We start from the raw sequence: 23818 nt of genomic DNA, 5'->3' as shown, positions 1-23818 counted from the left end.
GCTGTAGCAAACAAGCTGTTGAAACAGGCATTTGCCATTGCAAAAAGCGAGTTGCCATACGACGAAAACTTTGTGTCAAGATTAGCTTAAAAAGATTTGTTTTTTAACTCAGTTCTTTGTTGTGTGCAGTTTTTATTTAGCATTATAAGTTTCAAACTCTATTTTCCAGGAACCGTCCTTCTGTTTTTTCCATAAAACAACCCAGGTTCCAATATTTTCAATTGTATCATTAGTTGTTTTATTTATTAAAATTTCATCGAATGTATTGTAGTGAAAAGCTTGATTACCAGACACACTTAATATGGGCTTTCCTCTGTTGTTCAGGATAACATTGTATTTCTCATACATGTTTTTCCAATAGACTCTTAGCGAATCTCTGTTTATAGTTTTAACGGTTCCATTTCCAGAAACAATATTATATTTGTCCTTATAAAAATCAACCCATTGTAGGTCAGATTTTGAATAAACCTCGTATAAGTCTTCAATTGTTTTTTTTATTTCTATTTCAGAAATTGAATCTTTAGAAACTTTGTCAATTTCAGATGTAGTGTTGTGTTGATTTTCACATGACTGAAATATTAAAACTACCATGATTCCAAACAAAGGTTTTCCAAAAACATTTAAATAATTACTCATAATTTCTGTTTTTCTCAAATTGCACACAATGTCTTGATATGAACTGTTTCAATTGTTTATATCAGTAGTTAAACGAAGTTCGGTTATTTTTTTTACAAAGTCAACTGCCTAGGCTTGGTGCTTTTTTGCTGTCAATTCTGCAATCTTACAAATCACTTCGGTAGCTTTAAGCATACTCTCCACAGGCACGTATTCGTAACGTCCATGAAAGTTATGTCCACCTGCAAAAATATTAGGGCAAGGCAATCCCATATAACTTAATTGGGAACCATCGGTACCACCACGAATTGGCTTGATAAGGGGTTTAATATTTAATTGTTTCATGGCTTCTTCGGCAATATCCACAATATGCATAACCGGTTCGACCTTTTCCTTCATATTAAAGTATTGGTCTTTGATTTCAACAGAAATAACCTCTCTGCCATATTGGTCATTGAGTTCGTTCGTCAATTTTTGCATCATCTCCTTGCGTGCTTCAAAATGGCCTTTATCATGGTCGCGGATAATGTATTCCAGAACGGTTTCTTCAACAGCACCATTCATATTGTGTAAATGAAAAAAGCCTTCATAGCCTTCGGTATGTTCTGGTGTTTCCATTCGTGGTAAAGAGTTAATAAATTCGGTGGCAATATACATGGAATTCACCATTTTACCTTTAGCATAGCCAGGATGCACTATTTTTCCTTTCACAGTCACTACAGCACCTGCCGCATTGAAATTCTCATATTCCAATTCGCCAATTTGACTGCCATCCATGGTATAGGCCCAATCGGCGCCAAATTTTTCAACATCAAATTTATGGGCACCACGACCTATTTCTTCGTCTGGTGTAAAGCCAACACGAATAGGCCCATGTTTAATCTCGGGATGCTGTATTAAATACTCCATAGCCGAGACAATTTCACAAATGCCCGCCTTATCATCGGCTCCTAATAATGTGGTGCCATCAGTAGTAATCAAGGTTTGTCCCTTATATAACAACAAATCTTCAAAGTAATCGGGAGACAGTACAATATCCTGGGCAGCATTTAATACAATGTCTTTGCCGTTATAATTCTCAACAATTTGTGGTTTCACATTAGCACCTGTAAAATCGGGACTCGTATCAAAATGGGATATAAAACCAATGGTAGGAACATCATGGTCCACATTGCTAGGTAGAGTAGCCATAATGTAGGCATTGTCATCTATCGTGACATCGCTCATACCAATAGATTTAAGTTCTTCTGCTAAAGCATTTGCTAAATCCCATTGCTTGGCTGTACTGGGTGTGGTTTCAGATTTTGGATCAGATTCGGTATCGATAGTTACATAACCAATAAAACGGTCAATAATATGTTGTTTGTTAATCATTTCGTTTAATTTTTCTCAAAAATAAACTTTCATTCCCCATTAATAAAATAATAGACCGTAAATTTAATTTGCCTTAACTCTTTGTTTAATATCAAATTACAGCTATTTTTAACCAATAAAACACGTTTTAATGCGCTTCTGGTTTATAAGTTTACTCTTCTTTATTGGGTTATCTGTTTTCTCTCAAGAAAAAGTTTTTGAATTAGGCTATTTGTTAGATAGTAAGAACGAAGAAATTGATGCATTAATAGATGAGTTGGAAACAGAGATAAAAGCAGTAGTTGGTGAAGATGCCATTATTAAATTTGACCGCGCAACAAGATTAGTTAATCATTTTGACGCTGCCATGGCACTTCAAAATTACCAGCAGTTGCTATCTGAAGTTGATATTATTGTCGCTTTTGGAAATATTAATAATGCGGTAATCTCGCAAATAGAGAATTATCCCAAACCAACCATATTATTTGGGACAGTTAATAAGGAGTTTCTTTCCAGTGATGCCATACAAAATGACACACCCAATTTTACATCCATACTCACAACCTTATCCTATGAAGAAGATCTAACCTTGTTAAAGCAATTGGTTGGCTGTAAAAATGTCGGTATCATATTAGAACGCGGCGTGATGGATTATACACCGATTGCTGAAATGATTCCTAATCTGGAACGTAATTTAGATTTAAATCTCACCATATTACCTTTTGAAACGGCGAGTGATATCATAAATTCAGTAGATGGCTATGATGCTGTTTACTTTGCTGGAGGACTGTATTTAACCGATGCTGAAATCAAAACCATTTCAGAAGCGTTAATTGCTAAAAATATTCCATCATTTACCACAACACCTATTCAAGATGTAGAGAACGGACTTTTAGCCAGTAATCATGATCAATCACAAATTAATCAGTTTTTTAGAAGGGTAGCCTTAAGTGTTGAGTCCATTGTTGTAGATGATGATTTTGCGGAACCATCATCCCTCTTAACGTTGAACAAAAACTTGACTGTCAATTTTAATACAGCAGAAAAGTTGGGAGTTCCCTTGAAATATAGTTTGATAGCCTCTACCAATTTTGTGGGTGATGCTTCAGAATTGGATGCTGAAAAAATCTATAGTTTAGTGGATGTGATGACAGAAGTCATTGCAGAAAATTTAAGCTTACAGGAAAGTCAACAAAATGTACGTCTTTCAGAAAAAGATACGCAATTAGCCAAAAGCAATTATTTGCCAGATGTTTCTGCGGCAGCTTCTGCTAGTTATGTGGATCCTGAATTTGCAGCGGCCACTAATGGACAAAATCCCGAATTTTCAACTTCGGGTAATGTCACTTTATCACAAACGGTTTTCTCTGAAGCAGCCAATGCCAATATTGGTATTCAACAAGCACTTCAAAAAGCCCAGCAGGAGGACTATAACAGGGAACAATTGAATATTATTTTCGAGGCTGCTACAGCTTATTTTAATGCATTGATATTAAAAGCCAATTATAAAATTAAAAACAAAAACTTAAACCTCACCAAGCGTAATTTACAAATAGCCGCTCAAAATTTTGAGGCTGGTCAATCAGGTAAATCGGATGTGTTACGATTTCGAAGTGAGCTGGTTCAAAATATGCAGGATAATATAGAATCTATTAACCAGCTCAAACAAGGGTTTTATGTATTGAACCAATTATTGAACAATCCAATTGGGTATAGTATTGATGTGAATGAGGTCGAATTAGATCAGGGTGTTTTTGAGGCCTATGATTATCATGATTTTAGTAACTTGTTGAATGATCCTTTGGAACGTAAACCATTTATTCAATTTTTGGTTCAGGAAGCGTTAACCAATTCGCCAGAGTTAAAATATTTGGATTATAACTTATTGGCTACCGAACGCAGCGAAAAGCTATTTGGTCCAGGTCGTTTTTTACCAACAGTGGCTTTACAAGGAAAGTATAACTATGTTTTTTCCAGAAGTGGTGCAGGTAGTACGTTTCCAGCTTTTTTAACGACGCCTCCTGATGGGTTTTATAATGTTGGTCTGAACTTGTCGTTACCAATCTTTAATCAGAATAAGCAGAATATAAATCAGCAAATTGCAACTATTCAAAAAGACCAGTTGGGTATTGCTTCCGATAATATTAAGTTGGAAATTGAAAAGAATATCAATGATGCTGTTTTAAATATTATCAATCAAATCACCAATATTGAATTGTCAAAAGTATTTGAAGAGACGGCCAAGGAGGTTTTAGAATTAACCCAAACCTCTTATGAGAATGGTGCTGTTAATATTATTCAGTTGTTGGATGCCCAAAACAATTATTTAAAAGCACAATTGGCCAGTAGTAACGCTACGTACAATTATTTATTGGCTATGTTGACTTTGGAGCGCTATATTGGAAATTTCTTTTTACTGGAAACTACGGACGAGCGTCAGGAATTTATTGCTCGATTTATTGAATTTAAGGCCAGTGTTGAAGATTAATAAACTATCATAATGATTATGAAACATACAGGTAAGATTTGGATGCTCTTTTTAACCATACTGATTATGGCATGTGGTAAAAAAGAAGAAACCAAGGCAGAGGTATTAAGACCCGTTAAATACACCGAAGTGACCTATTCAGGTGGTGAAAAGGTTAGAAATTTTAGTGGTACGGCAAAAACCGAAAAAATAATCAACTTGAGTTTCAGGAATACAGGAATTATTGTGATGCTAGATATGAAATTGGGACAACAGGTCAAGAAAGGCGATTTATTGGCACAATTGGATAATGTGCAGGCACGATTAAATTATGAGAGTGCTTTGGAAAGTAAGAATAGTGCGGAGTCACAAATGAATACGGCCAAGTTGAGTTTGAATCGTGTACGCACCTTATATGAAAAGGGGAGTGCATCATTAAGTGATTATGAAGCTGCCAAGAATTCTTATCGAACAGCTGTAGCTAGTTTTGAATCCGCTAAACGCAGTGTGTCCATTCAAGCTGAACAAATTAAGTTTGGGTATCTCTATGCACCAGAAAACGGTTCCATAGCTTCCGTTGTAGCTGAAGTTGATGAAAATGTCTCACCTGGTCAAATCATTGGTGTATTGAATGCTGGAACGGCTATTGAAATTGCTTTGGGTTTACCAGAAAGTGTGATTAACAATGTGAATAAAGGCATGAAGGTAAAGGTGTCTTTTACAGCGATACCTAATAAACAATTTGATGCCACAGTTTCAGAGGTTGCTCCGGCACTAGACCAGAATACATCAACCTATCCTATTCGAGTAACCATTAATGATAATGATGAAGCTATAAAAAGTGGTATGGCTGCGAATGTTATGTTTGAATTTGGAATGGAAGATCAGGTAAAAAGAGAGCTGGTTATACCTGCAGTAAGTGTCGGCGAAGATGGTGAAAGCCGTTTTGTTTTTGTCATTGAGGAAAATCAAGACAAGCATATAGTCAAGCGTCAACCCGTTACATTGGGAGCGTTGACATCGGAAGGTTTTTTAGTCACATCTGGATTGGAGGCAGGACAAAAAATAGCCACAGCTGGTTTACAGACTTTGCTTGACGGACAACAGGTAAAACTTAATTAACTGCTAGATGAATTTAGCCCAGTTTTCAATAGAACGCAATAGAATTACCTTTACGGTTCTTGCCACCATTGTGTTAATGGGTATCGTCATGTACCAAGGATTATCACGTGATAGTATGCCACCCTATACGGTTCGAGTAGCTACTATCGTCACGCAATTTCCGGGAGCGAGTCCGGAACGTGTGGAGCTATTGGTAACGGATAAGGTTGAAAAAATTTCCCAGGAACTTCCGGAGTTAAAAGAAGTTAGTAGTACGTCACGTTCTGGTTTGTCAGTGGTCACGGTGGAGTTAAAAGATGAGGTCAAGCCTGAAAAATTACAAGCTGTTTGGGACAGATTACGTCGTAAGTTGGATGCCATCGAAGGATTGCCTTCTGGTGCTGTGCCTTTTTTGGATGATGATGGTATTGGCGAAGTGTTTGGAATTGCTGTGGGCTTGGTTTCAGATGGATTTTCCTATGCCGAATCAAAGGAATACATTGATGATATCAAAGACGATTTAATTAAACTGGAGTTTGCCGCTAAAGTGGAATTAGGAGGGGTGCAAGACGAACGCGTTTTTGTAGAGTTTGATAATTCTCGTTTAAAAGAATATGGTTTATCAGCATCTAAATTACAATCAGCTATCAGTGCCACCAATATATTGAGTTCAGGAGGTCAGGTCAATCTTCAAAATGAACGCATTATTTTGGAACCTACTGGTAATTTTAATTCGGTTGAGGATATTGAAAATACATTAATTCCGGTAGGTGATGGGACTCAAATGGTTTACTTGGGTGATATTACAACCATTGTCAAAGGTTATATCGATCCACCAACTCAAATCGTGAAGGTAAATGGCAAAGATGCCATTTCCATGCATGTGAGTTTGAAAGAAGGTGCCAATGTCATTCAATTGGGAGCAGATGTGAATCAGGTAATTTCCGACTGGCAAAATAAGTTGCCTGTTGGACTCGAGTTAACACGATTGGCTTCTTTAGATAAATATATTGATGTTAAAATCAGTGATTTCATTGTCAATCTCATGCAATCTATTGTGATAGTATTATTGGTGATGCTTATATTTTTAGGTGTTCGAACAGGAGCCATCATTGCCAGCCTGATTCCTTTAGTGACTATTATGACGTTGATGCTTATGGGAGTCATCAGTATGGGTTTAAATCAGGTGACTTTGGCAGCCTTAATTATGGCTTTGGGTATGATGGTCGATAATGCCATAGTTGTGGCAGAAACCGTAATGGTTAAAATGGAAAATGGCACAGCTGCTAAAACAGCAGCCATTGAAGCCTGTTCCGAATTATTTACACCACTGTTAATTTCAACCTTAACGACCTCTGCGGCATTTTTGGCTTTTTATTTGGCTGAATCGACTATGGGTGACATTGTAGGACCTATTTTCGTGGTAATATCTCTGGCTTTATTATCGTCCTGGCTTTTAGCTTTAACCGTAATTACCTTGTTCTGTGTTTTATTTTTGAAAATAAAACCTAAAGCAGAACGTGAACCTAGTGCTATCGATAAAGTCATATTTAAATTAAAAGGCTATTACAAGGATTTAATTCTGAAGGCATTATCTATAAAAGTTACCGTGCTTCTAGTAATAGTGGGACTATTTATGTTATCGCTTTATGGGTTCACGAAAATTCCATTCATTTTCTTTCCGGATAGTGATCGAAACATGATTACGGTAGACATTAACTTAACCCAAGGGACGCGAATTGAACGCACTCAAGAATTGGTTGAAGAATTGGAGGTTTACATGCGTGATTCGCTTTTAGTCAATGAAACTCGTGAAAATGGTATTACCGATTGGTCTTCATATGTTGGAAAAGGACCGGAATCTTATGATTTAGGCTATACTCCCGATGAACCCGATGCTAGTTATGGACATATGCTGGTGAATGTTTCTGATGCCATTTATAACAATGAGTTGGTGAATAAACTAGATGCATTTTGTTTTAATAATTTCCCGGATGCCGACATTAAAGTGAGTCTGTTGGGTTCAGGAGGTGGTGGTACGCCCATTGAGGTCAAAATATCTGGAGATAATCCAGATATATTGGCAGCCTTATCGGAACAAACCAAACAAAAACTATCCAAAATAACCGGAACCAAAAATGTCAAAGACGATTGGGGACCAAAAAGTAAAAAGTTTGTTGTCAACATTGATCAAAACAAAGCTCGTTTGGCGGGTGTTTCTAACCAGGATATCGCAACATCTTTACAAACGGTTTTAGATGGTTTTAAAACAGGGGAGTATCGTGAGGATGATAAATCTATTCCTATTCTAATGCGAAGTGACGGTAGTCAGCAACAAACATTGGCTTCCATAGAAACCTTAAATGTTTATGCTCAAAATACGGGTAAGAGTGTCCCTTTAAGTCAAGTGGCTACCATAATTCCAGAATGGCAATATGCCAAAATAAAGCGTTTGGATATTGATAGAACGATAGTGGTCTCCAGTGAGTTAAATGATGATGGTAACGCTTCAGCTATAATGAAGGAAATAACACCTTGGATAGCCGAACAGTCTAAAACCTGGCCAGAAGGATACACCTATAAATTTGGAGGTGATGCAGAAAACACGGCTGAAAATATGGGAGCGGTTATAGGTTATTTACCATTGTCAGGATTCATTATTATTTTATTGCTTATTATTCAATTTAATTCGGTTAGAAAAACTACCATGGTGGCCTCGACGATTCCATTAGGAATTATTGGTGTCGTCATTGGACTTCTAATATTCCAAGAACCATTTGGATTCATGCCGTTTTTAGGTGTGATATCGTTGGCTGGAATAGTTATTAATAATGCTATCGTTTTGATTGACAGGATTCAAATTGAAGAAACCGAAATAAAAAGACCCATTCAGGATGCTATTATTGCCGCTTGTTTGCAACGCTTCAGACCTATTTTATTAGCAACCTTTACTACGGTGTTAGGTTTAATACCATTGTATTTGAGTGGCGGTGAAATGTGGGAAGGTATGGCCGTTAGTATCATGGTAGGTCTTTTGTTTGGTACGTTTATAACCTTATTATTTATCCCATCGTTTTACAGCGTTTTGTATAAGGTGAATTACAAGGATTATGAATTCAATGAAAAATTAATGGAAGATTAAAGTGGTTTTAAAAAGACTCTATCAATATCGTTTTGAACTTTTCTTTTTTAGTCTGGTTTTAATTCTCTTTGGCTCACTTATTTTTCCGAAGTATTTTTTAAATACCCTTGTTATGCCTGTGCTGTTTGTTATTAATATAGCGTCTGGGTTGGTGATATTTAAAAAGAGACGAAAACAATCAATAATTGTTAGAGTTATTTTATTCGTTACAATTGGCGTTTTTTTATACCGTTATTTTTTAAGTTCTGAAGAACATGTATTAGAATATGTACGCTTTTTTATTTATTTTATTTTTTACAGTTTAACAACCTTCGAAATTATTTCTCAAGTTTGGAAAGCGAAAAAAGTCAATAAAACAGTTATTTATGGATTGATGAGTGGTTATATTTCCTTGGGGCTCATTGGATTTTTTATTTTTAATTGTATAGAACTTATCAATCCAGGTTCTTTTAGTGGGTTGCAGGAAACAGGAATGACCCCTAAAAATATCGATGATTTGATGTATTACAGTTACATTACCTTAATGACCATTGGTTATGGTGATATCACACCAATTTCTGACATTGCCCAAAAAGCGTCTATGTTTATAGCTATGGTTGGTCAGTTTTATTTGGTCATTATTACGGCGGTTGTCGTGGAAAAATACATTAGACACTCACAAAAAGACTAACTTTTAGGAAAATTTCCTTAAATAGAATTGTATTTTTGTTCCTCAAAAATCCACCGATGTACAAATTAATCATCCGACCACTTTTTTTTCTATTTGATCCTGAAAAAATTCATCATTTCACCTTTTCAATGATACGGTTTCTGAATAGGATTCCATTGATGTCTAATATGTTTAGAAGCCTTTACTGTGTGGATGATACAAAACTTGAACGTCAATTATTTGGATTAAAATTCAAGAATCCTGTAGGATTAGCAGCTGGTTTTGATAAGGATGCCAAATTATTTAATGAGTTGTCCAATTTAGGGTTTGGTTTCATTGAAATCGGTACGCTTACGCCAAAGGCACAACCTGGTAATCCTAAAAAACGATTATTTCGTTTACAATCAGATTCGGCTATTATTAACCGTATGGGATTTAATAATGGTGGTGTAGCTGAAGCTGTTGAACGTTTAAAAAAAAATACAGATGTCCTGATTGGCGGCAATATTGGTAAAAACAAGGTGACACCCAACGAAGAAGCGGTAAACGATTACAAGCTATGTTTTAATGCTTTGTTTGATTATGTGGATTATTTTGTGGTCAACGTCAGTTCACCAAACACGCCTAATTTACGGGAGTTACAAGATAAAGAGCCTCTTACCAAGTTATTACAAACTTTAAAGGACTTAAATTCAAAAAAAGAAAATCCCAAACCCATTCTATTAAAAATAGCACCCGATTTAACCGATTCGCAATTACTGGATATTATTGATATTGTTAAAGACACTAAAATTGATGGTGTAATCGCAACCAATACCACCATTTCAAGAACCGGTCTTAAATCTGAAAATAAAGATGAGGTTGGTGGCTTGAGTGGTAAACCGTTAACTGGACGGTCCACGGAAGTGATTCGTTTTCTTTCAGAAAAAAGTCATAAGGCTTTTCCGATTATAGGTGTGGGTGGTATTCATTCGGTTGCCGATGCTTTGGAAAAACTGGATGCAGGTGCCGATTTAATTCAACTATATACTGGTTTTATTTATGAAGGACCTAAACTGGTTAAAGCTATCAATAAGGCATTGCTTGAAAGAGCCTAACAACTAAACAGGTTTTTCAAGGAGGTAATCATCCATGATAAAGCCATTGCCAATATCAAACTCAACTTTTTCCTTTATTTGAAACCCTTGTTTTTCATACCATTGTATGGAATGGGTATTGTATTTATTGACCGTTAACCAGATTGTTTTGAAACCTTCGTTTTGAGCTTTTTTAACTGTGAAATCCAAAAGCGCAAGACCTAGACCCAAACCTCGGTAATGACTATCGACATAAATCTTGCTGATCATGATTTTACCTTCAACTGGATTAGGTACCAAAGCTAAATAACCACAAGGACGCGATTGGTGTTCAATCATGAAATACTGATAACCTTCCTGTATTTGTTGAGTTATGGCTGTTTCACTTTGGAATTTTTCAATCATATAATCCACTTGGTCTTGACCAATGATGGGCACATAATGTTGATTCCAAATGCTGTGCGCTAATTGGGCAGTTATTTTTATTGCTGATTTTGATGTGACAGTTTTAATCAATTTTTATAATTTATCAGGTTGCCAAGCTATTACGGTTTTGTAAATCTAATAAAAATAGAATCACAGCTAAATTGTTTTTTACTAATGGGTAAAAATCCTATTTTTGAGATTATGTCTGAAATCAAAATCATTGAATGTCCACGTGATGCCATGCAAGGTATCAAGGATTTTATTCCTACTGAAAAAAAGGTGCAATATATCCAGTCATTGTTACGCGTGGGATTTGATACTATTGATTTTGGAAGTTTTGTGTCTCCCAAAGCAATACCGCAAATGGTTGATACAGCTGAAGTGCTTTCACAGTTGGATTTATCAAAAACCACTTCTAAATTATTGGCCATTATTGCCAATACTCGAGGTGCTCAAGATGCCTCCCAACATCCAGAAATAAATTATTTAGGTTACCCGTTTTCAATCTCTGAAAATTTCCAGATGCGTAATACCCATAAAACCATTGCGCAATCGGTGGTTACTCTAAAGGAGATTTTGGAAATTGCCAATAAATCAAATAAAGAAGTTGTGGTATATATTTCTATGGGATTTGGTAATCCTTATGGAGACCCTTGGAACGTAGATATTGTAGGGGAGTGGACCGAGCGGTTGAGTAATATGGGTGTTAAGATATTATCCTTAAGTGATACTATAGGAAGCTCTGACCCTGAAAATATTGACTATTTGTTTTCCAATTTAATTCCCAAATATTCTCAAATAGAATTTGGTGCCCATTTACATACAACACCTTCCACTTGGTTTGAAAAGGTGGATGCGGCCTATAGAGCTGGCTGTAAACGATTTGATGGTGCCATTCAAGGCTTTGGCGGCTGTCCGATGGCTAAAGATGAGCTCACTGGGAACATGCCTACTGAAAAACTGCTTTCTTACTTCACTTCCAAAAAGAAATCGGATCTCAATGCCATGAGTTTTGAGAGCGCTTACAATGAAGCAACTAAAATTTTTAGTGTCTATCATTAAAAAAAGCTACTTGAAACAAGTAGCTTTTTAAATTTAGACTAATACATTATTTTAAAACCTAAACTCTAATCCTGCATTAGCAGCAAATGGCATACCAGGTCTTAAGCCAGCTGGAACTCGAGAAACTGCATATGTGGTATCCAAAGCATTAAAAATATTACCCATGACACTTAAATGTTTATTAAAATGGTATTTCGCTGAAAAATCTAAAACAAAATTTGAATCTACTTTTTCGTTTGTTGGTATGGCACCAGATCCGGCCATTGTTCTGAATGTTCCTAAATAGCGACCGCTAGCATTTAATTCATATTTCTCGTGCTCCAACGAAACCATCAAGTTAAATTGATGTTCTGGTAAATATGGTAATTGATCACCTGCCTCAACTTCACCCCAAAGACCGTCGGTACTTCCAAAGCTATTTTCGAATTCAGCATGCGTATAAGTATAGCCCAATGAAATAGGCAAACCGTATTTAGGGTTTTTAGACAACAAATCATAATTGATTAAGGCTTCTAATCCAGCTACATTAACCTCTCCAGCATTAAATTGTTCTAGGGACCCAGTACCACCCGTTGCTGCTAAATCACTACCCAACAAATTACTGTAATCATTATAAAAAACAGCGATTTCACCTTTTAGTCTAGAAACAGCAAATCTTGAACCTAATTCATAATTGATACTTTCCTCTGGTTTTTGTCCAACTTGATTACTTGGCGGCGAAAATCCTTTATGAACACCTCCAAATAAAGAGGTCATATTGTTGAATTTATAACTGAACCCAATGCCCGGAATAAATACGTCTACCTTGTTTTCACGATTTGATACATCCAAACCGATTCTGTTTACATCATTTTTACCAAAATCTTGTCTCTCTAAAACCATGTTTTCATAGCGTAAGCCTGGTGTGATGGTTATTTTGTTGTATCTGAATTTGTACATGGCATATGCGGCAAATGCTTTAGCAGCACTTATTCTATTAGCATCTGTTCCTGGAATGCCTGTTTGGGTCAAGGTCATTAAACCTTGAATGTCTATTTTATATTTATCAACCCATTGAAAACGGTCTTCTTCATCATAATGATAACGCAATCCGACTTCAATGTCGTGAAAGGTATTGCCACCTTTAATATGATAATCAAATTTTGATTGAATACCCTTTGAGTTGTAAAGTCTGTTGTTAGCTTTTACACCAAGCGCATCATCAGTGGAATTTGTTTCACCTTTTACGATAGCTAAATAATCTGAATAAGTCTCTGGATCACTGACTATATCAGCGATTCCTGCGCGAGTATTATTGAAAGTAACATCATTAAGTTTATACCAATTACGTTGGAAACGGTTATAGTATCCCGTTGTGGTGATTCTGAAGTTTTCATTGAAATCTGCAGTATGAGTTGCGGTAATTTGTACATGTTCAGCATTCATTTGATCTTCTTGAGAAGCCGCATAGCGATCAAACGGATTGGTGTCAAAATCAGCCTCTGTTAATCCTAAATAGGTTTCGTTAGAAACTTCATCAGAATATTGAAATTTCAGATCTAATGCATTTTGAATTTTGGCATCGCTGTTTGAATTAACACGAAATTTTGCTACAACATCATTTTTATCAAAACCTGTGTTTTGGTTGTCTAAAATGTTTTTAAAACCATCTGAATTATAGTTCAAGTATTCTACCATATAACCAAAGTTTTCGCGACTATCGCCAACCTTGGCCTGTAGTTGTCCGGTATTAAAAGAACCATAACTCCCAAAAATCTTTCCATGAAACGTATCAGGTATTTGGGTTGACACCATATTTATGGCACCACCTGTAGTAAACGGACCATATTGTACTTGACTACTTCCCTTTAAGATCTCAACGGCCTCCATTCGTGCTATTGATGGGAAATAGTAAGCGGCTGGTGCACTGTAAGGCGCAGGAGCTATTAAGACGCCATCTTCCATAAGGGATATTTTGGCACTTCGTTCAGGTGATGTGCCACGTAAACTAATGTTTGGCCTTAATCCAAATCCATCTTCCTCATAAATATTGACGCCAGGTACCGTTCGTAAGACCCTGTTGATATCGGTGTAATTAAACTTCTTTAATTCTTCTGGTGAAATATAATAGGCAGATCCTGTTCTATTTTTAGCGACATATTTATTTCCGAAAATAACATTGGTAGAAATAATTACTTCTTCTAAATCTTGAAGAGAATCTAAAGGTTTTTCATTTTGAGCAACTAATGATAAGCTTAAAAGTGCTGTGATTAGTGATAAGTAGTGTTTCATCTTTATTTAGACTTATTATAAATAGATTGTTTTTAAGTCCGCAAAAATAGTATCAAAAATTACTTCTTACAAGTTTATTTAGAATAAATAAAAATAATATTTAATAATTGTTTGATAGTCAGATAAAGAATGTGACCAATGTTACATTAGGAATGAAATAATTGTTGTTCATTTACGTTTTGAAAGTATCTTCTTCAAAGATTTTAAATGAAAACATATTTTACAATATTATTACTGACCGTTATCAGTTTTAATACCTTCTCTCAAAATTGGAATCACAATTTTAAAGAGGCTCAATTAGAGGCTCAAAAAATGCACAAACCAATGATCTTGGTTTTTTCTGGTTCAGATTGGTGTGCACCATGCATCAAGTTGGACCAGCAAATTTTCCAAAGTGATGCCTTTATAAATTATTCGGATGCCAATGTCGTATTGGTTAAGGCTGATTTTCCACGAAAAAAACAAAACACCTTGTCTGAAGAATTACAAACTCAAAACAGGAGTTTGGCTGAAAAGTATAATAAAAATGGTTTTTTTCCATTGGTGCTAGTTTTGAATGAAAGCGGAAAGGTTTTAGGAGAAATGGGTTATGAAAAAATAGCACCCCAATCCTATGTAGATAAACTGAAATCATTTGTGAAATAAATGAAATATTATCTGCCTCTATATTGTTTTTTTATAGTGTCTCAACTGACTTTCTCACAAGGAACCTATAAACGGACATTAAAGCTCATGGGCAGCCGGTTTGATATAACCGTTGTCGCACAATCTCAAGAACAAGCAGATGAATATATCGATGAAGCCGTTAGTGAAATTCAGCGTATTGAACGTTTAATTTCATCATGGGATCCAAATTCACAAACCTCTCTAGTCAATAAGAATGCTGGTGTTAAACCCGTTGTAGTGGATCCGGAATTGTTTAATTTGATTAAACGTGCCATTGGTATTTCAAACCTCACCCAAGGTGCTTTTGATATTTCGTATGCCTCCATGGATAGAATTTGGAAGTTTGATGGTAGTATGACCAAGATGCCAGAACCCTCTGAAGTTGAAGAATCGGTTTCTAAAGTAGGCTATCACAATATCATTTTAGATGACACTAATCACAGTGTCTTCCTGAAATTAAAGGGTATGAAAATTGGTTTTGGTGCCATCGGCAAGGGTTATGCAGCAGACATGGCTAAAGAACTATTGAAGAAGAAAGGTGTTTCTGGAGGGATTATTAATGCTTCAGGCGATATGAACACCTGGGGTTACCAAACCAATGGTGAGCCCTGGCGAATTGCTATTAACAATCCGTTGAATAAAGATCATGTTTTTGCCATGTTACCAGTAGATAATCGCGCTATTGTGACTTCTGGAAATTATGAGAAATTCGTGAAGTTTAATGATATACGGTATTCCCATATTATAGATCCCAGAACGGGTTATCCAAGCACGGGTGTTATAAGTGTTAGTGTATTAGCTCCTAAAGCCGAACTGGCAGATGCTTTGGCAACATCTATTTTTGTTATGGGCAAGGATATTGGGTTGGATTTTGTAAATCAGCTCAATCAAATAGATTGTATCATTATTGACGAAGACGGAGCTATTTTTTACTCCGATCAAATAAAACCTAAAGAATGAAAAAGTTTTTATTGCTTTCTGTATTAGCGTTAACATTATCTTCCTGCGTCACTGTTAAGGAATATGATAAGGTAAACATTAACGACCCTGAAATGGTTCTTTCTGCAAAAAAGATAGAACGATTTGAAACCAATTACCAGTTATACCGTGAAGGCTCTTCTGGCGCTAACGGAGGAAAAACAGGGGGAGGCTGTGGTTGTAACTAACATGAGAAAGATAATAATCATAGCATTGTTTTTCTTGATAGGAGGAATGTCTTTTGCTCAAGATACTGAAACAGATAACACAGCATCCTACAAAAAGAGGGTACTAGAAACCAATGAAGTTGATTTCTTGATGAGCTACTATACGCAAGATGGTACACATGCTGCTGTTTCAGGAGGTATAGGAACCGAAAAATTAACCGATATCACACCAACTATCGTTGTGGCTATACCCTTAAACAGTGATGATGTTTTAACCGTTGATGCAGGTATTTCTGCCTATTCATCAGCGTCTTCGAGTAATATTAATCCGTTTGATTCATCACAGCCTGCAAGCCCTTACTCAGACTCATCAGGTGCTTCAGCTTCTGATGTCTGGACTGGTGGAACCATTAGTTATGCGCATAGTTCTGATAGTAGAAATCATATTGTTGAAGGCCATTTAAGTGTGGCTTCAGAGTATGATTATTTTTCCATTGGTTTTGGAGGAAGCTATACGCACTTGTTTAATGAAAAAAACACCGAAATCAGTATTAAGGCCAATGTGTTTTTGGATACTTGGAATCCGCAGTATCCCATTGAATTACGTCCTGGTTTTACTAACAGTGATATTGTAGGCACAGGAACTTACAACCCTTTTAAATATCAGGCCTTTAACGATGAAAGCCGAAATTCCTATAGCGTATCAATAAGCTTTTCACAAATATTGACCAAAAATTTACAGGCTTCAGTTTTTGTGGATTTTGTGCAACAACAAGGCTTGTTGTCCACACCGCATCAGCGTGTGTATTTTATGGATCAACCAGATTTTTTTATTGATGATTTTCAGTTGGCTGACGATGTGGAGCGCTTACCGGATTCCAGATTTAAAATTCCTATTGGTATGCGTTTAAACTATTTTTTAAATGAACGATTGACATTTAGAACCTATTATCGTTTTTACAATGATGATTGGGGTGTGAATTCGCATACAGCCAGTATTGAAGTGCCTTTTAAAATATCGGATAAGTTTACAGTGTATCCTGTTTATCGCTTTTATACGCAAACTGCGGCAGACTATTTTGCACCTTATGAAATGCATCTTTCAACACAAGAATTTTACACTTCAGATTATGATCTATCTAAATTTCATAGTCATCAATATGGATTTGGATTTAATTATACGGATATTTTTACAGCCATGCATATTTGGAAATTTGGCTTAAAGAGTATTGACTTCCGATATGGCTATTATGATCGGAGTGATGGTTTGACGGCCAATATTTTTTCTGCAGGCTTTAAATTTTTATTGGATTAAATAGCTCTTGATAATAAAATTTGTTTAATAGCATAGACCCTCGTAATATTATAACATGAAATATGCTTGGGTCTTTATTTTATGCTGTACTTTTTTTCAGGTATCTGCGTCGGAATGGCAATCTTTAAAAGAATATCAAAGGCAAACAGGACGATTAGAACTGACGCATTCCGATTGGTTGAAATCAGATAGAAAGAAAAATAGCCAAGTTTGGCAACATGCCAATAACTTCAATTTAGAAAATCAATTGCCCCAGGAATATCAGACTATCATGCAACGGCGTGACTTTTATGAATGGTACTATAAAAGTATGGAAGCAAAAGGTCATGAAGTCATTTGGCCTAAAATGGCACATTATATATCCAAAAAACTGCGATTAACCAAGGCCTTCCCCTTTAGTTTGTTTACTAAAAAATCAGTTAAGGAATATGCCTATCAAGGCAGTGAAAAAGTTTTTAATTCGGCTTTTTTGAAGTTAAAGGCTATTTACAATTCTTCACCTGTCTTGAACGATATTGCAGCCACAGAATGGGATAAGGAAATATTGTATTTGGAACAGTATCATTGGCTTCAGGAAATTTATGCAGATATTGATGCCGAAACTCTCAAAACTATCAAGCGCATGTCTCAAGGCAAAGGGTTTTATGCACTTTTGGTTCCTTCAGAAATACGCTTTAAAGGCAACATTACAGATGCTAAAACACGTTACGAGTATGCTTTAGGAACATTGCGAGACTATTGCAAAGCACATTATGAATAAATTAACCCTTACTTAAAACATAGTTACTGTTTTAAGTTGTATATTTGCATGCAATTATAATCGTAATTGCATCATGATCGCACATCAAAATAAAATTTTAGGAGAAGGTCTAACCTATGACGACGTCCTATTAGTTCCAGCTTTTTCAGAAGTCTTGCCAAGAGAAGTTAGTATCACTTCAAAATTTTCAAAGAATATAGCTTTAAACGTTCCTATTGTGTCCGCAGCCATGGATACCGTTACCGAAAGTAAAATGGCCATTGCCATTGCTCAAGAAGGAGGTATTGGTGTTCTGCACAAAAATATGACCATTGAGGAGCAAGCCTCCAAGGTACGTAAGGTGAAGCGAGCTGAAAGTGGTATGATAATCGATCCAGTAACCTTACCATTGACAGCTATCGTTCGAGATGCCAAAGAAAATATGGCGGAGCATAGCATTGGCGGTATTCCAATTGTAGATGATCATGGTGTATTGAAAGGTATTGTTACCAATAGGGATTTGCGATTTGAAAAAGATAATAATCGTCCTATCATAGAAGTGATGACTTCAGAGAATTTGGTTACGGCAGGAAAAGGAACTTCTTTAGTGGATGCAGAAGATATTCTTCAGGAAAACAAGATTGAGAAATTACCCGTAGTTGATGATGATTATAAATTGATTGGTTTAATCACTTTTAGGGATATTACCAAGCTGACTCAAAAACCAATAGCTAATAAAGATTCTTATGGGCGTTTACGTGTGGCAGCTGCCATAGGTGTTACAGGAGATGCTGTTGATAGAGCAGAGGCTTTGGTGAGTGCTGGTGTAGATGCTATTATTATTGATACGGCTCATGGACATACGAAAGGTGTTGTGAATGTTTTAAAAGAAGTTAAATCAAAATTTCCAAAACTGGATGTGGTTGTTGGAAATATTGCCACTGGTGAAGCTGCAAAATATCTGGTAGAAGCTGGAGCTGATGCTGTGAAAGTAGGTATTGGACCAGGTTCTATATGTACTACAAGGGTTGTAGCCGGAGTTGGATTTCCGCAGTTTTCAGCCGTTTTAGAAGTAGCTGCAGCTATAAAAGGTTCTGGAATCCCAGTAATTGCAGATGGCGGTATTCGTTATACAGGTGATATTCCTAAAGCTATAGCTGCGGGAGCTGACTGTGTGATGTTGGGTTCTTTATTAGCTGGTACCAAAGAGTCGCCAGGTGAGACTATAATTTACGAAGGTCGTAAATTCAAGTCGTATCGTGGTATGGGTTCGGTAGAAGCTATGAAACAAGGTAGTAAAGATCGTTACTTCCAAGATGTGGAAGATGATATTAAAAAACTAGTTCCTGAAGGTATCGTCGGGCGAGTGCCTTACAAAGGCGAATTGAATGAGAGCATTCATCAGTTTGTTGGTGGTTTAAGAGCTGGAATGGGTTATTGCGGTGCTAAAGATATTGCATCACTTCAGAATAATGGACAGTTTGTTAAAATCACGGCATCAGGTATTAATGAGAGCCATCCTCATGATGTGACCATTACCAAGGAGTCTCCAAATTATTCACGATAAACACTTAATTACTTGGATTTATTTTTTTATTTTTAAGTAAATAAAAAATTATGAGCCCAAAGGTTACTACAAACTTTCAAACTGGTCAGGCGCAAATATTCAAGAATCCCGTTTTAGAGCGCCTAACCAAAACCGATCCGATATCAAATGTCATTGTATACGGATTAGTAAGCATTGGTATGACGTATCTTGCAATTGGTATTGTTAAGTTATCCGTTTTACAGTTTGTCATACTTTTTTTATCAGGTTTATTGTTTTGGACTTTTGCAGAATATGTACTTCATAGATATTTGTTTCATTGGATAACAGAGTCTAAATGGGTGCAGCGCTTTCATTTTATCATGCACGGATCTCATCATCAATTTCCCAAAGATGAAGAACGACTGTTAATGCCACCTGTACCTGGGATTATTTTGGCCTCCATATTGTTTGGGATTTTTTATTTGGTATTTTGGTTAGTAGGATATACTGACTTGGTTTTTGGGTTTTTTCCTGGGTTTTTTATTGGATATTTGTTGTATTCGTTTGTGCATCGCGCTATTCATGTTAAGCGACCACCCAAACGATTTAAAAATTTATGGTTGCACCATAATTTACACCATTATCAATACCCTGAAAAAGCTTTTGGGGTATCCAATACCTTTTGGGATAAGGTTTTTGGAACCATGCCACCAAAGCCGTCTAAAAAATAATTCAGTTTATTCTTTTTGACTATTGTAAAGCTGTCCTCGATGCGGTTTTAAAGCATCTCGAACCGTTTTCATGTCGGTCTCATTCACCACCAAATAAGCAATACTATGCATTTCTGAAATAACCTCATAACCTGTGATGCCTAACTCTAATTTTTCAATAGCTACATATTCCTTTAAATGAATGGCATGATGACTGGCTGTTTGAATAGAGTTTGGGCCTCTAAAGTCCCAAATAAGTTTTATTTGATGCATTTGTTAGTGTTTTTTGAGGTTATTTATTCTATCCAATAAAGTTGGGTGAGAGTAATGCATAAACACATAAGCAGGATGTGGTGTTAAGTTACTTAAACTATTTTTAGATAACTTCTTTAATGAAGTAATCAGTGGTTCTGCTTTATAGGTTTCTTTCGCATAATTATCTGCTTGATATTCAAACTTTCGAGAAAACCAATTCATGATTAATCCTGTAATTTCTGATATAGGCGAATATAACAATCCAAAAGCAATCAATCCAATATGGAAACTTGGTATTTCAACTCCCAATGCATTCGATAATACCGGATTGGATATAAAAATGGATAGTATATATAAAGTCAATCCCGTTAATACAATAGAGCTTATTAAGTTGAAAATGATGTGGTTTCTTTTATAGTGCCCCACTTCATGAGCCAATACAGCTACTATTTCCTCTTCATCTAAATCATTAATTAAGGTGTCGTATAACGTAACCCGTTTTTCACTGCCAAAACCTGAAAAATAGGCATTGGCTTTGGTACTTCTTTTGGAGCCATCAATAACAAAAATCTTGTTCAACTTAAAACCGACCGTTTCAGCATAAGCTGAAATTTTATCACGCAAATCACCGGCTTCCAAGGGTGCTTGTTTATTGAATAAGGGAACTATTAGACGGGAATAAAACATATTCATAAACACCGTAAATACGGTTACCAATCCCCAAGCATATAGCCAGAAATAAATACCAGTAGCATTATAGAACCAGATAATGGCCGCTAATATTCCACCACCCAAAATGCCCATCATAACCCAACCTTTAATTTTGTCTAGAATAAACGTCTTTTTTGTGGTTTTATTGAATCCGAAACGTTCTTCAATGACAAAAGTTTTATAGTATGAAAACAGGGTTGTGAGTATATCGCTGCCAATCATGATGATTCCAAAAAATATTAAAGCAATCAAAATAGGATTTTCAGAATAGTTTCTGGCGATATTATCAACATACTCAAACCCATCTAAAAACAAAAATGCCAGTGTTAATAGCAATGAAAATGTTGAGGTAATAATTCCGAATTTATAATTGGTCAGTTTATAGGCTTGTGATTTTTTGTATTCAGTATCATCATAAACATCATTTATGGCTTCGGGAAGATTGTCATTAAAGTGTTTGGCATTCAAAGCATCCAATATTTTGTCAATGATAAAATTGAGAACAATAATGGCTATGATAATCCAAAAAAGCGTATTGGCAGTCATGATAATTATTTGAAATCGCGATGTCTTTTGGCTTCAAAAATAAGAATTCCAGCGGCAACTGACACATTCATGGAGTCTATTTCTCCCTGCATAGGGATAATAATATTTTGGGTAGATTCTTGAAGCCATTCGTTACTTAATCCAGTGGCTTCTGTTCCTACGACAATAGCCGTTGGTTTTGTATAATCTTGGGTATGATAATCTTTTGAGGCCTGCAGAGCCGCACAATAAATATGGATGTTGTTTTTTTTCAAAAACTGAATAATTTCAGAAGTGGTTCCAGTCGCAATTTGATTCGTAAATATACAGCCTACACTAGACCGTATAATATTCGGGTTGTATAAATCGGTTTTAGGATTGGCAATAATTACAGCATCCAAATTGGCAGCATCGGCCGTGCGTAATAGCGCACCTATATTACCCGGTTTTTCAGGAGCTTCTGCTACTAATATTAATGGATTTTTGGAGTTGAATGTGAGATTATCAATTTCATGTTCCTTAAATTTTGCTACTGCCAAAACACCTTCCGTTGTATCCCGATGCGCTAATTTTTGATAGACCTCTTTAGAAATTTCAATAAGTTCCATGGACTTGCTTGTTAGTTCGTTTACAGCTTGTTCCGATATTAATTCAGGCAGAAATAAAATGTGTGATATATCATAGCCACCTTTTATGGCAAGTGTTATTTCGCGAACACCCTCAATTAAAAATTGACCAGATTGTTTTCTGGTACGCGATTTTTCCTTGAGTTGAAAAAGCTCTTTAATAAATGGGTTTTGGGTGCTTTTTATTGATTTATAAGTCATTATGACTATCTTTAAGTACTAATTGCCTAAAAATGAAATCAAAATTACTTTTTTATTTTTTAATACTTCCCGCATTATTTATTTTTTCTTATGCTCAAGATGTTTCGTTTTTTATGACACCAACTTGTGATGGTGCCATAGCAACCATAACAGGTGATACTGGAGGTAGGTTCACTTTTAACCCAACACCTGTTGATGCAGTTACAATAGACCCAATAACAGGTTCAGTTACTAATGGTATTCCTGGTGAGATATATTGCGTAGAATATTCAATTTCAGGTTCTATTACCGTTTCGAGCATTGTGTGCTTTATGGTAGCTTATATTGATATTGTTGAGCCATCACCTTTAGAAGCTTGTACAGATATTGGCTTTACTGAGTTTGATTTAAGTTCTAAAGTTACCGAAATACTGAATGGTACCGTCGATGTCACACTCACTTTTCATGAAACTTATAGCAATGCAGTAAATAATATTAACGCACTCCCTCTTACTTATATTAACGCTGTTGCCAATCAAATACTGTATGTCAGGGGAGAAGATTTAGTTAATGGTTGTTATAGAATAGTAGAGTTAGAACTTATTGCTGTTGATTGTTTAGATTCCGATAATGATGGTGTCATAGATTTAGAGGAAGATGTCAATGAAAATGGAAATTTGGAGGATGATGACACAGATATGGATTCCATAGCTAATTATTTGGACGATGATGATGATGGAGATAATGTTGATACTATTGTGGAGTTAAGTATGGAAGGTGGACGAACGATGCACAATTTTATTGATACGGATGGGGATTTAATAGAAAACTATTTGGATGACGATGACGATGGAGATGGATTATTAACTATCGATGAGGATTATAATAATAACGGAGATCCAACAGATGATGACACCAATACTAATGGTATTCCCGATTATTTAGAAAACGGCGTTGCGTTAAGTGTTGATAATCTGAACACAAGCTATTTCACTATTTATCCTAACCCTGTAAATGATATATTAAATATCAGCACAAGTAGTCAATTAAAAAATCAATTATCTATAGCGATTTATGATATTCAAGGAAAGTTAATTTCAGATACCTCGTACAATTTAGAAACAACCAATTTTCAGGTAGATGTTTCTAATTTATCCACTGGATTGTACGTTATTAAGTTTTACAACGATGACATTCAGGAGATAAAAAAGCTCATTATAAATTAATAACATAAAAAAAGCCTCAATTTAATTGAG

Annotated in this window: 21 protein-coding genes; 14 read left to right on the top strand and 7 right to left on the bottom strand. The window is 35.8% G+C overall.

The genetic code is table 11. The features are described from left to right. Nucleotides 1-132: 132 nt before the first annotated feature. Both C1T31_RS13205 and pepT read right to left on the bottom strand, forming a co-directional pair. Complete coding sequence (locus tag C1T31_RS13205; protein ID WP_103052985.1) at nucleotides 133-636, bottom strand: Cif family virulence factor; 504 nt, start codon at nucleotides 634-636, stop codon at nucleotides 133-135. Between the two features lie 108 nt (nucleotides 637-744). Further along, on the bottom strand, nucleotides 745-1989 hold the full coding sequence (gene pepT, locus C1T31_RS13200; RefSeq protein WP_103052984.1) for a peptidase T: 1245 nt from the start codon (nucleotides 1987-1989) through the stop codon (nucleotides 745-747). A gap of 130 nt (nucleotides 1990-2119) precedes the next feature. Here pepT and C1T31_RS13195 point away from each other — a divergent pair, with 130 nt between their 5' ends. The 5 genes from C1T31_RS13195 to C1T31_RS13175 all read left to right on the top strand — a co-directional run bounded on the left by C1T31_RS13195 (nucleotide 2120) and on the right by C1T31_RS13175 (nucleotide 10424). Next, the gene (locus tag C1T31_RS13195; RefSeq protein ID WP_103052983.1) at nucleotides 2120-4456 is read left to right on the top strand and encodes a TolC family protein; all 2337 of its coding nucleotides are present in this window, start codon (nucleotides 2120-2122) and stop codon (nucleotides 4454-4456) included. A gap of 18 nt (nucleotides 4457-4474) precedes the next feature. Then, nucleotides 4475-5557 (top strand): efflux RND transporter periplasmic adaptor subunit, encoded by a 1083-nt coding sequence (locus C1T31_RS13190; RefSeq protein WP_243398952.1) that lies wholly within the window; start codon nucleotides 4475-4477, stop codon nucleotides 5555-5557. 7 nt (nucleotides 5558-5564) lie between these two features. Continuing rightward, complete coding sequence (locus C1T31_RS13185; protein WP_103052982.1) at nucleotides 5565-8678, top strand: efflux RND transporter permease subunit; 3114 nt, start codon at nucleotides 5565-5567, stop codon at nucleotides 8676-8678. Between the two features lie 112 nt (nucleotides 8679-8790). Beyond that, complete coding sequence (locus C1T31_RS13180; protein ID WP_103052981.1) at nucleotides 8791-9348, top strand: potassium channel family protein; 558 nt, start codon at nucleotides 8791-8793, stop codon at nucleotides 9346-9348. 56 nt (nucleotides 9349-9404) lie between these two features. Next, complete coding sequence (locus C1T31_RS13175) at nucleotides 9405-10424, top strand: quinone-dependent dihydroorotate dehydrogenase (RefSeq protein ID WP_103052980.1); 1020 nt, start codon at nucleotides 9405-9407, stop codon at nucleotides 10422-10424. A 3-nt stretch (nucleotides 10425-10427) separates the two neighbouring features. Here the strand turns inward: C1T31_RS13175 and C1T31_RS13170 are convergent, their stop codons facing one another. After that, nucleotides 10428-10919 carry a GNAT family N-acetyltransferase gene (locus C1T31_RS13170; RefSeq protein WP_103052979.1) on the bottom strand — a complete coding sequence of 164 codons (492 nt, stop codon included), beginning with the start codon at nucleotides 10917-10919 and terminating at the stop codon, nucleotides 10428-10430. A 111-nt stretch (nucleotides 10920-11030) separates the two neighbouring features. On the opposite strand from C1T31_RS13170, the gene C1T31_RS13165 reads away from it, so the two are divergent. Next, complete coding sequence (locus tag C1T31_RS13165) at nucleotides 11031-11891, top strand: hydroxymethylglutaryl-CoA lyase (RefSeq protein ID WP_394338511.1); 861 nt, start codon at nucleotides 11031-11033, stop codon at nucleotides 11889-11891. A 51-nt stretch (nucleotides 11892-11942) separates the two neighbouring features. Here the strand turns inward: C1T31_RS13165 and C1T31_RS13160 are convergent, their stop codons facing one another. Beyond that, a complete protein-coding gene (locus tag C1T31_RS13160) occupies nucleotides 11943-14162 on the bottom strand; it encodes a TonB-dependent receptor family protein (RefSeq protein WP_103052978.1) in 2220 nt (739 codons plus the stop codon). 207 nt (nucleotides 14163-14369) lie between these two features. Between C1T31_RS13160 and C1T31_RS13155 the strand changes: the two genes are divergently transcribed. The 7 genes from C1T31_RS13155 to C1T31_RS13125 all read left to right on the top strand — a co-directional run bounded on the left by C1T31_RS13155 (nucleotide 14370) and on the right by C1T31_RS13125 (nucleotide 20286). After that, nucleotides 14370-14807 (top strand): thioredoxin family protein, encoded by a 438-nt coding sequence (locus C1T31_RS13155; protein WP_103052977.1) that lies wholly within the window; start codon nucleotides 14370-14372, stop codon nucleotides 14805-14807. Continuing rightward, entirely contained in the window at nucleotides 14808-15788 is a 981-nt protein-coding gene (locus C1T31_RS13150) for an FAD:protein FMN transferase (RefSeq protein ID WP_103052976.1), read from the top strand. Continuing rightward, entirely contained in the window at nucleotides 15785-15994 is a 210-nt protein-coding gene (locus C1T31_RS13145) for a DUF4266 domain-containing protein (protein ID WP_103052975.1), read from the top strand. The genes C1T31_RS13150 and C1T31_RS13145 overlap by 4 nt, the downstream gene beginning before the upstream one ends. 1 nt (nucleotide 15995) lies before the next feature. Then, nucleotides 15996-17288 carry a DUF3570 domain-containing protein gene (locus tag C1T31_RS13140; protein WP_103052974.1) on the top strand — a complete coding sequence of 431 codons (1293 nt, stop codon included), beginning with the start codon at nucleotides 15996-15998 and terminating at the stop codon, nucleotides 17286-17288. Nucleotides 17289-17343: 55 nt separating this feature from the next. After that, on the top strand, nucleotides 17344-18048 hold the full coding sequence (locus C1T31_RS13135; protein ID WP_103052973.1) for an Insecticidal toxin complex protein: 705 nt from the start codon (nucleotides 17344-17346) through the stop codon (nucleotides 18046-18048). 73 nt (nucleotides 18049-18121) lie between these two features. Further along, nucleotides 18122-19594: an IMP dehydrogenase gene (guaB, locus tag C1T31_RS13130; protein ID WP_103052972.1), complete on the top strand. Its 1473-nt coding sequence runs from the start codon at nucleotides 18122-18124 to the stop codon at nucleotides 19592-19594. Nucleotides 19595-19644: 50 nt separating this feature from the next. Beyond that, nucleotides 19645-20286, top strand: coding sequence for a sterol desaturase family protein (locus tag C1T31_RS13125; RefSeq protein ID WP_103052971.1), 642 nt, complete (start codon nucleotides 19645-19647; stop codon nucleotides 20284-20286). Nucleotides 20287-20292: 6 nt separating this feature from the next. Here the strand turns inward: C1T31_RS13125 and C1T31_RS13120 are convergent, their stop codons facing one another. The 3 genes from C1T31_RS13120 to C1T31_RS13110 are packed head-to-tail and all read right to left on the bottom strand — an operon-like array spanning nucleotide 20293 to nucleotide 22583. After that, nucleotides 20293-20538 (bottom strand): hypothetical protein, encoded by a 246-nt coding sequence (locus C1T31_RS13120; protein WP_103052970.1) that lies wholly within the window; start codon nucleotides 20536-20538, stop codon nucleotides 20293-20295. A gap of 3 nt (nucleotides 20539-20541) precedes the next feature. Next, entirely contained in the window at nucleotides 20542-21777 is a 1236-nt protein-coding gene (locus C1T31_RS13115) for a M48 family metallopeptidase (RefSeq protein ID WP_103052969.1), read from the bottom strand. A 5-nt stretch (nucleotides 21778-21782) separates the two neighbouring features. Continuing rightward, the gene (locus tag C1T31_RS13110; RefSeq protein WP_103052968.1) at nucleotides 21783-22583 is read right to left on the bottom strand and encodes a TrmH family RNA methyltransferase; all 801 of its coding nucleotides are present in this window, start codon (nucleotides 22581-22583) and stop codon (nucleotides 21783-21785) included. A gap of 32 nt (nucleotides 22584-22615) precedes the next feature. On the opposite strand from C1T31_RS13110, the gene C1T31_RS13105 reads away from it, so the two are divergent. After that, nucleotides 22616-23788: a T9SS type A sorting domain-containing protein gene (locus C1T31_RS13105; RefSeq protein WP_103052967.1), complete on the top strand. Its 1173-nt coding sequence runs from the start codon at nucleotides 22616-22618 to the stop codon at nucleotides 23786-23788. The last annotated feature ends 30 nt before the right edge of the window (nucleotides 23789-23818 follow it).

Source organism: Hanstruepera neustonica (assembly GCF_002895005.1).
Taxonomy (GTDB): Bacteria; Bacteroidota; Bacteroidia; order Flavobacteriales; family Flavobacteriaceae; genus Hanstruepera; species Hanstruepera neustonica.
The sequence above is the reverse complement of the archived record's forward strand: the minus strand, read 5'-3'. Positions and strand labels throughout refer to the sequence as shown.